Annotated in this window: 7 protein-coding genes; 2 read left to right on the top strand and 5 right to left on the bottom strand. The window is 72.2% G+C overall.

What is annotated here, in order from left to right; translation table 11 throughout:
* Window positions 1-470: 470 nt before the first annotated feature.
* On the bottom strand, window positions 471-782 hold the full coding sequence (locus AB0F61_RS33985) for a MazG-like family protein (protein ID WP_357818449.1): 312 nt from the start codon (window positions 780-782) through the stop codon (window positions 471-473).
* Window positions 783-997: 215 nt separating this feature from the next.
* Between AB0F61_RS33985 and AB0F61_RS33980 the strand changes: the two genes are divergently transcribed.
* On the top strand, window positions 998-2,368 hold the full coding sequence (locus AB0F61_RS33980) for a hypothetical protein (RefSeq protein ID WP_357818446.1): 1,371 nt from the start codon (window positions 998-1,000) through the stop codon (window positions 2,366-2,368).
* Between the two features lie 67 nt (window positions 2,369-2,435).
* Here AB0F61_RS33980 and AB0F61_RS33975 read toward each other — a convergent pair whose 3' ends face one another.
* Together AB0F61_RS33975 and AB0F61_RS33970 are read right to left on the bottom strand one after the other, a co-directional pair.
* On the bottom strand, window positions 2,436-3,155 hold the full coding sequence (locus tag AB0F61_RS33975) for a hypothetical protein (protein ID WP_357818443.1): 720 nt from the start codon (window positions 3,153-3,155) through the stop codon (window positions 2,436-2,438).
* Between the two features lie 236 nt (window positions 3,156-3,391).
* Window positions 3,392-4,504 carry a DUF3626 domain-containing protein gene (locus AB0F61_RS33970; protein WP_357818440.1) on the bottom strand — a complete coding sequence of 371 codons (1,113 nt, stop codon included), beginning with the start codon at window positions 4,502-4,504 and terminating at the stop codon, window positions 3,392-3,394.
* Window positions 4,505-4,627: 123 nt separating this feature from the next.
* Here AB0F61_RS33970 and tsaA point away from each other — a divergent pair, with 123 nt between their 5' ends.
* Complete coding sequence (tsaA, locus tag AB0F61_RS33965) at window positions 4,628-5,056, top strand: tRNA (N6-threonylcarbamoyladenosine(37)-N6)-methyltransferase TrmO (protein ID WP_357818437.1); 429 nt, start codon at window positions 4,628-4,630, stop codon at window positions 5,054-5,056.
* A 26-nt stretch (window positions 5,057-5,082) separates the two neighbouring features.
* Here the strand turns inward: tsaA and AB0F61_RS33960 are convergent, their stop codons facing one another.
* Entirely contained in the window at window positions 5,083-5,712 is a 630-nt protein-coding gene (locus AB0F61_RS33960; RefSeq protein ID WP_357818434.1) for an MBL fold metallo-hydrolase, read from the bottom strand.
* The coding region (locus AB0F61_RS33955) for an S-(hydroxymethyl)mycothiol dehydrogenase (protein WP_357818431.1) at window positions 5,712-6,623 on the bottom strand (912 nt) is incomplete at its 5' end. The genes AB0F61_RS33960 and AB0F61_RS33955, both read right to left, overlap by 1 nt.

Below are 6,623 nucleotides of genomic sequence, written 5' to 3'. Positions count from 1 at the left end.
TGGGGGTAGCTCCTTCGGGGGTAGGAAACACCCGCGCCGCCAAGGGGGGTCGGCGACACAAGGTGTGAGCACCTCGTCCGGCGCTGCACAAACAACAGGGGAAAGTCTCGATACGACGCCTACCGGCGTCGGGGTCGGCGACCTGCGAGCGGGGGGCTCGCGGCGCCGGGACCGGTTGTAACGACCGGGGGGCCAGGGTCATTCCGGGGGCGGCCCCTTCACCGGCACCCACATGGAGGCGGGTAACCAGGGTGTTCGGTCGTGGGGACTGTGACGACCGGACCGGGGCCCGCATTCCAACCCCGCTGACCGGGGCGGTGGCCTCGTGGTGCTGCGATCGTCAGGGTATGTAACGACCCCGACCCCGCCACGATTCCGGGCTACGAGTGCACTGGGTCACCGTGCAGAGGGCCACAAACCCGACAACCGACCCCAGACGACGCGGCCGGCGGTGACCGGGCGAGCGTCTTTCACCCGGTCAGGCGGGAGCGCACCTTCGCGGCGCAGGCGTCCAGGACGGTCTGCGCGTCCAGCCCCAGGCTCTCGATGGCCACCAGCGCCGTGAAGGCGACGTCCGCCAACTCCGCCGCGACGTCCTCACGGGTGTGGGTGACACCTTTGCGAGGATTCTGCCCGAGCAGACCGATCCAGGCGGCCGACGCCTCACCTGCCTCCTCGGTCAGTTTGAGGATGCGGCAGGTCAGTTCGGTCTGCCCGGTGCCGTTCGCCGTGTCCAGCCAGTCGCGCGACGCCCGGGCCGCCTCCCAGATCAACTCGTCCACGCCGACAAGTCAACCCGACCGGCCGACCCCCGCTGGCAACCGGGTGCGATCGCCAGGGCCAACCACGAGCACCCAGCCAACCACGCTTGAGCAGCCGATCAGCACAGCCATTGACACCTATCGACGGCCGTCCTAGGTTCAGGACGCTACCGGCCGGTAGGCAACCGTCCCGCCTGGTCGCCGCGAGGGCGACATCCGTCCGATGGGGAGCATCGATGCTGTCCGCACCCGTTCGTACCCTCCGCCGGCTGCTCGCCGCCACCGTGACGCTGACCCTGGCGGTCGGGTTGGCCGGTGCCGCGCCGGCCAGCGCCACCGGCCGCGACCCGAGTGGCGGCCAGCCACTGCCCGGGTACACCATCGAGAACCCGCCGTTGGCGCCGCTGGTCGTGGGCGGCAGCGCGACGACGGTACGCCAGGGCGTACACCGCCATGCCGGCTACATCATGGAGGTCCCCGCCCGGTGGAACGGCAACCTGGTGCTGTGGGCGCACGGTTACCGGGGTCAGGGCACGGTGCTCTCACCGGAGCCGCCGGCCTTCGGGTTGCGCGACCGTCTCCTGGCACAGGGGTACGCCTGGGCGTCGTCGTCGTACGACCGCAACGGCTTCGACATCCGCTCCGGCGTGCTGGGCACCAAGGATCTCGCCGACCACTTCGGACGGACGGTTCGCCGACCACACCACACCTACCTCGCCGGGGTGTCGATGGGCGGGTACGTCATCGGTCGCTCGCTGGAGCAGTACCCCGGCTTCTACGACGGGGCGCTGCCGATGTGCGGGGTGCTCGGTGACCAGACGCTGCTCGACTTCTACCTGGACTACAACCTGGTCGCGCAGGCACTCGCCGGGGTGCCGGCCTATCCCACCCCGGCCGACTACCTGACCAACGCGGTGCCCCGCATCCAGGCGGCGCTCGGCCTGGCGGGGCTGACTCCCACCGGGCCGGACACCACCACCGAACGGGGTAGGCAACTGCGGGCGATCACGGTGAACCGCTCGGGCGGGCCCCGTCCCGGTGCGGACGCCGCGTTCGCGGTGTGGAAGGACTTCCTCTTCTCCATCAGCGTGCCCACCAGCAGCGGCAACTCCCCCGCCCAGCGGCCCGGTCAGCTCTCCACCAACCTGCTCACCCGCTACGCCCCGAACAGTCCGGTAGACGTCAACGCCACAGTGCGGCGGGTCGCTCCGGAGAACGTCGTACAGCGGCTCCTGCCGACGCTCACCGAGGTGCCGCGGATCGCCGGTCGGCCCACCGCGCCGGTGCTCAGCCTGCACGGCCTCGGTGACCTGTTCGTACCGTTCAGCATGGAGCAGGCGTACGCCACCGACGTGGCGCGCAACGGTCGCGGCAGGCTGGTGGTCCAGCGGGCCATCCGGGCCGCGCAGCACTGCGAGTTCACCCCGGCCGAGGCCGGCGCCGCCTGGGACGACCTGGTGTCCTGGGTACGCACCGGCAAGCGCCCGGCCGGCGACACCGTGACGGACCCGGCGGTGGTGGCGCGACCCGACTACGGCTGCCGGTTCAGCGACCGGGACGCGTACGCCGCCGGGGTCGGCACCCGCCGCCTCTACCCGGCCTGCTGAGGAACCCGGGTACGACGACACCGGCCGGCCCCCGTCGAACGGGAGCCGGCCGGTGGCTGGGCGGGTGTCACCACATCTGCTGGACGATGTCCGCCGCCTGCTCCTCCCACTGCGCGTACGCGTAGGGGAAGGCGGAGACCTGGACGGTCTGCGCGGCGGCGGTCAGCGGCAGGTCCTGCCAGCCGCCGATGTTCTTGAGTGCGGTGAAGAACGCCGTGGCGGCGTACTCCGGGTCGGTGATCTGGTCGGGTGTGCCCCAACCGGACGACGGGCGCTGCTGGAACAGCCCCTGCGAGTCGTGGTCGTTGTACGCGCCGAGGTGGCCGAGGTTGTAGAGCTTCGACTCCTGCAACGAGGTGGCGACGCCGATCACCGCGCCGCGGTCACCGACGCCTGTCTTCTTGGCGGCGTCGACGATCGCCCGGGCGTTTGCCAACTGCGCGTCGTCGAGCGGGATGCGCGACTGCGCGCCTTCGATGCCGTGCGGGATCAACTGCTCGCGGCTGGGCTTACCGGCCGGCGGCTTGCCGGTCGGGGAGCCGGTGGTCAGTCCCGACTCGACGGGCTGGTCCTGGTGGTGCGCCGGGGTGGCGGCCTTGGCCTTGCCGGTGGCCAGGTCGATGGCGGCCACGGCGCCCTGGTGGGGTCCGGAGGTGACCGGGGCGGCCGCCGCGGTCGGCGCGAGTGCCAGACCGCCGAGGGCGGCCACACCCGCCACGCTCAACGCGGTCTTGCGGTACGAGTCCTTGGCGATGGCGGGGAGCCATCGAGTGAAGTCGACCTTCACGATGGTTGCCCTTTCGATCGTCGGAGCGCTCCGGGGTGAACGCTCCTCGGGAGATGACCGCGGAAGAGGGTTTGGGGCTCCGGCGGTACGGGGACACAACCGGGTTCACGTGTCGGTCATTCCGGAAATGCCGGGGCCGCGGTGAGGTGCGGTGCCCGTCACCCGGGGACATGGGACGATCGACGTCACCGACTGACAGGTCGGCGGGAAACGGACAATTTACGCAGGCCGGCAGATCAGGTGCCGTACGGTGTGCCGTAGCGGACCAGCACGTGCCAGAGCTGCTTGAGATGTTGCAGGGTGTCCGCGATCGGGCCGCGGTCCGCCCACCGGTGCGGTTCGGCGACCACCGAGGCAGCCGCGCGGCCGATCAGCGCCGCATCCACCGGCTCGCCCTCCCGGGCGAACTCCCGGTGCACCCGCGCCGCCAGCACGGGGATCGCCGGACCCCGGAACTCCGCGTCGACCCGGTCGACGGCCAGCACGAAGCCGGGGTGCCACCGCAGCGGGAAACCGTACCGGTCGGCTATCGATTCCAGCGTCGCGCCGGTCGGGGTGCCGGCGAAGGACGGGTCCGCGACCAGTGCCTCGACGTCGTCCGCGAGGTCGAGGGTGCCGTGGATCTGGGCCTCCACGTAGTCGTCGAGCGCGCGACCGACAGTGCCCGGGGTGGTCGGCGGGTCCAGCAACGTCCGCGCCAGCGTGGCGACGTCCGCCCCGGCCCGGCCCAGGCACTCGCCGGTGGCGGCGATGCCGGCCAGGAGCCCGGCGAGCACCGCCTCGAACGCGTCGGCCGTGCCGACCACCTCCGGGCTGAGGTGGCTGTCGCCGAGGCAGAAGGTCGCCCGGCTCAGCACCGCCGGGCGCAGCCGCAGGTGGCAGGAGCCGAAGCGGGGGCAGGCACCGTCCGCGTGGTCGAGCAGGTTCAGGCCGCCGTACGTGGGCCGCTGCGCCGACGTCACGCCGGGTCGCTGGTACGCGCCGTCGAACATCCGGTGCTCCCAGCGGTCCCGGTCACCACCGGGGTACGCGGTGAGCCCACCGTTGGAGATCCCGGTGACGAACTGGCTGCGGTACACCCCGTCCTCGGCCAGGGCGTCGGCGACGGTCCGGCCGTCGGCACACAGCCGGTCGGGGTGGAAGTTGACGGTCAGCCGGCCGGAGCGGATGACCGCGAGCAGGTGCTCCGGTCGGTGGCCGACGTCGGCGGCGGCGAGTTGCCGGATGATGGTGGCCAGCGCGGCGGGGCGTTCGACCACGGCCACCGACCGCACGTACGCGATGGCAGCCGTCTGCGCCGGGGTGAGGACGTCGGCGTGCAGCCTCACCCGATCACGTGTCGCCGTCATGTCCGAGGCCATCGTCGTCAGCCTCGACGTCGGCGGACAAGGGGCGGGCGGGTCGGCGGCCATGTCCGGGGATCCTAACGCCGCGCCGGGGGTTAGGTTGGAACCGTCCAGAGGGGAGCGACAGTGGTCGAGACGGCGAGCGGTGACACGTACCTGCTACACCCGGTCGGGCGGGTCGTCTCACCGCTGACCGACGCGGCGAGCGCCCCACGGCAGGGCGACGAGGGCTCGCCGGACGCCTGGCTGGTCTTCGACGCGTCCGTCGCACCAGCGCTGCGTGACCTGCACGTCGGCGCGGAGCTGCTGGTGCTGACGTGGTTGGACCGTGCCCGCCGCGACGTGCTGGCGGTGCACCCACGGGGCGACGAGAGCCGTCCGGAGACAGGGGTGTTCAGCACCCGATCCCCCCACCGACCCAACCCGATCGGGCTGCACCGGGTGCGGGTGCTGGCGGTGGAGGGGCTGCGCGTCCGGGTGGCCGACCTGGAGGCGCTGGACGGCACCCCGGTCCTGGACGTCAAACCGGTGCTGGGCGCGGCCGACGAGCGCTGAGCCCGTCGACCACGCACCGGCGCAGCTCAGTGGCCGCGGGCCAACCACTCCTCCAGGTGTGGTGCCTCCGCGCCGATCGTGGTGTCGGCACCGTGGCCGGTGTGTACGACCGTCTCCGCCGGCAGGGTGAGCAGGCGGGTCCGGATCGACCGGACGATGGTGTCGAAGTCGCTGTACGAGCGGCCGGTCGCGCCCGGACCGCCGGCGAAGAGCGTGTCGCCGGTGAACACCACACCCAGATCCGGGGCGTGGAAGCTGCACGCGCCGGGGCTGTGCCCGGGGGTGTGCAGCACCCGCAGCGTGCTGCCGCCCACCTCGATGTCCTGCCCGTCGTGCAGCTCGCCGTGCGGCGGCAGGTGCGGGTGGACCATGTCCCAGAGGACCCGGTCGGCGGCGTGCAGCAGCACCGGCGCGCCGGTGGCCTCGGCCAACTCGGGCGCCACCCGGACGTGGTCGTCGTGGGCGTGGGTGGCCAGGATCGCCCGGACCCGCCGGTCACCCACCAGGGCGAGGATCGCGGCCACGTCGTGCGGCGCGTCCAGGACGACACACTCGCTGTCGTCGCCGATCACCCAGACGTTGTTGTCCACGTCGAACGTCTGCCCGTCCAGGGAGAACGTGCCGGCGGTGACCGTGTGGTCGACCCGGGCGGTCATCAGAACACCACCACCGAGCGGAGCACGTCGCCGTGGTGCATCCGGTCGAAGGCGGCCTCGACCTGGTCGAGCGCGATCTCCTCGGTGACGAACGCGTCCAGGTCGAGGCGGCCCTGCAGGTACAGCTCGGTGAGCATCGGGAAGTCCCGGCTGGGCAGGCAGTCTCCGTACCAGCTCGACTTCAGGGCGCCCCCGCGCCCGAAGACGTCCAGCAGCGGCAGCTCGATGCGCATCTGTGGGGTCGGCACGCCGACCAGCACCACAGTGCCGGCCAGGTCCCGGGCGTAGAACGCCTGCTTCCAGGTCTCCGGTCGGCCCACGGCGTCGATCACCACATCGGCGCCGAAGCCACCGGTGGCGGCCCGGATCGCCTCGACGGGGTCGGTCTCGGAGGCGTTGACGGTGTGCGTGGCGCCGAACGTGCGGGCCCAGTCCAGTTTGCGGCTGTCGGTGTCCACCGCGACGATCGTCGTGGCGCCGGCGAGGACCGCACCGGCGACCGCCGCGTCTCCGACGCCACCGCAGCCGATCACCGCGACCGAGTCGCCGCGGGTGACGTTGCCGGTGTTCATCGCGGCGCCCAGCCCGGCCATCACCCCGCAGCCGAGCAGGCCAACGGCGGCCGGTCGGGCGGCCGGGTCCACCTTCGTGCACTGCCCGGCGTGCACCAGGGTCTTCTCGGCGAACGCGCCGATGCCCAGCGCCGGCGTCAACTCCGTGCCGTCGGTCAGGGTCATCCGCTGCTTCGCGTTGTGGGTGTTGAAGCAGTACCACGGGCGGCCCCGGCGGCAGGCGCGGCAGACCCCGCAGACCGCACGCCAGTTGAGGACCACGAAATCACCCGGGGCGACGTCGGTGACGCCCTCGCCCACCTGCTCGACGATGCCCGCCGCCTCGTGGCCGAGCAGGAA

It is taken from the genome of Micromonospora sp. NPDC023888 (assembly GCF_040639415.1).
GTDB lineage: Bacteria > Actinomycetota > Actinomycetes > Mycobacteriales > Micromonosporaceae > Micromonospora.
This window is presented reverse-complemented; position numbering and strand designations above follow the sequence as displayed.